The 2723-nt window shown below is 43.7% G+C and carries 1 protein-coding gene; it reads right to left on the bottom strand.

The features are described from left to right. Positions 1–2384, bottom strand: a 2384-nt coding sequence (locus IH598_17650) for an OmpA family protein (protein ID MBE0640341.1), incomplete at its 3' end; no start/stop codon positions are given. Between the last annotated feature and the right edge of the window lie 339 nt (positions 2385–2723).

A 2723-nucleotide genomic window follows, 5' to 3' on the forward strand; every position in this document is an offset into this window, starting at 1 on the left:
TCAACCTGAAATTCGATATTTTCAAGGGTCATGTTCCCAATTCGCAATGTTTTGGATGTAAATATTGACCTGTTGGCAATTGAACCATCCCGGAATATTTTCTCAGTATCTCCCTGGAAGTCTGCACGCGAAATGGCGCCATCCTTCAGCAATCTCAGTGCACTTCCCAGTGAAATGGTCGGCCTGATAGCACGTGGGTCGTAATTAAAAATGAAGGTTATCCCATTGAGAATGCAGTCGGCTTCAATGGCTCCTGATGAAGAAAGACGGTATTTAATAATTTTTTCCATCGGTTCAGTGACAATTTCAACCGTAGCGGTTTCCAATTCGGTGCGAATTCTGGGTTTGGGGACGAAATCATTACTTAAGATCGAAAACTCAGTTCTCCGGTTCATCTGATGGGCTGCTTCTTTCATATTGTTGTCCGTCAGGGAATCAATATAAGATTCGGACAGCACAGTTCCTGAAGAGAAGGTGTACCCTTCACGGGTTGTTTCTTTAACTAAACTTCGGGGAACGCGTTCTCCATATCCTTTGGCAATCAGCCTGTCGGGGTCAATCCCACGTTCGATCAGATAATTAACGACCGACTCGGCTCTTCGTTGCGACAGGATGTCGTTCGACTCCACCGTTCCCCTGTTATCAGTATGGGCGGCCAACTCAATGATGAGTGTTTCGTTGGCATCCAACGTTCTGATCAGGCCCTGGAGCGAATCCTGGAACTGTGGTTTTAAATCCCATTTTGCGAGGTCATAAAGGATTTCCGGCAAGAGAATGGGTTCAGCAGGAATGGGTTCAAGCCTGAAGTTCATCTCGAAATCTTTGCTGGCATCAACACCGAGTGTTGTCTCCATGGCCTTGTCGGTGAAATATTTGGGTTTTTCTACAATGATTTCAAAAGAAATATTGGGCTTTACCTGATCATTGATGAATTCATAATATCCGACAGCATTTGATTTTACCGAGACGGTTGTGCCATCAGAACTGACAAGGCTGATCAGCGCATCTTCGATGGGCTCAGATGTATTATTGTCGAGAATTTTTCCACGAACATTGTAAATAATCGGTGGATTGATAAAGTAGTAAATATCGTCACCACCGCGCCCTCCGCGTCGGTTTGAGGAGAAGTAGCCTTCATTGTTACCGTCAGGGTGCCAACAAATTCCAAAATCGTCGAAATGGGTATTGATTGGCGGCTTTAGATTAATGGGTTCGCTCCAGGATCCATCCTCCAGTTTGACAGATCTGAAAATATCAAGGCCTCCCATTCCCGGGTGACCGTCAGAAGCAAAATAAAGCACAGAGTCACCTCTAAGGAAAGGGAAAAGTTCATCGCCTTTGGTATTTATCAATTCACCCATATTACGTGGCGCAGTGAATTTTTCTTTGGCGCTTTGACGGGTTGAGATCCACAAATCACGGCCACCGGCGCCTCCTTTTTTTGTAGAAGCAAAAACGAGCATGGTTTCGGCAGGATTTATCGCAGGATGACCGAACACCGAAGTACTGTCGCCACCAAGTTCTAACTGCTCTGGCTCGCTCCAGCCGCGTCCCTGTTTCTGGGTGATAAATATCTGGCAACCATTTATCGTTACGTTGTCTTGCCCGCAGCGGGTGAAGTACATTTTGCTGAAATTCTCATTAAACGCTGCCTGGCCTTCATTGGCCTCAGAGTTAATGGCTTCAGTTTCATCAATCGAAACTGGCTGGCTCCAGTTTCCTTTACTGTCCTGCCGTGCAGTAAAAAGATCAGTAAAATTCAAACCCGTCCATAAATCTGACTTTTTTCCAACAACTCCATCGCGGGAGGTAGTAAAAATGATCACTCGTCCCGTGGGGTCACTATATGCAGGTGAGAAATCATCTTCCCTTGAATTCAAACGCCGAAGGGATTGAATGCTGAAATTGGATGGGTTTTTGTCCCATTCGATGGCTAACTTGCACGATTGGGCGCCGGATAGACCCAATGGATCATCCGTAACGCGCTCGAGGTAGGTTTCGTAATTCACAAGCGCTTCTTCATAATTTCCGTTTGCACGCTGCATATCGGCCAACCTGAGAAGTACCAGCGGTTCAACCCTGTCGTAGTTTGTCCTTACAAGCCTTTTATATTGTGCTTCAGCCCTTTTTACCTGGCTGGTCAACCGGTAACATTCCCCCATCTGGTAAGTGATGCGGTTTCGTTCTCCTTTGTTGCGCTTGGAACGTGCATAAGCCTTTTTGTATTTTGGAATGGCCAGTGAATAGCGCATATTTTCAAAATCATCATCGGCAGCCTGAGTTCTTCTGGATTGAGCATCAGCAGGTGAAGTCCACAGAAATAGAATTAGTGTTAAAAAGAGAAGGGAAAAAGATGGTTTCATTTTCAGGATTGCTGTGCTCAAAGTGTTCTTGTTGTTAGTTTTTCTGCCAATTATTTCGCTACCGGGTAAAACTTTAGGTAAACGAAGGGATTGTTTGCTCATTAATGCATTACGGATTTTTCCGAGAAAATCCTTTTATCTAACCTTATACCAGTATAAAATTATGTAAAATTCATCTGTATATATTGGGTGTTCATCAAAAACATTTGAACATAATTAATATTCCTGCTATATCATTTTTTATTACTGTCCAGATTTATGAATTTTGGAACGGAAACAAGAACAGAGTCATGATAAAAAAGCTAATATCGTATATTCTAAATGCACTTCTTTCGGTAATGGTAACGGGATCACTTATCT

The organism is Bacteroidales bacterium (assembly GCA_014860585.1).
Lineage (GTDB): Bacteria > Bacteroidota > Bacteroidia > Bacteroidales > 4484-276 > RZYY01.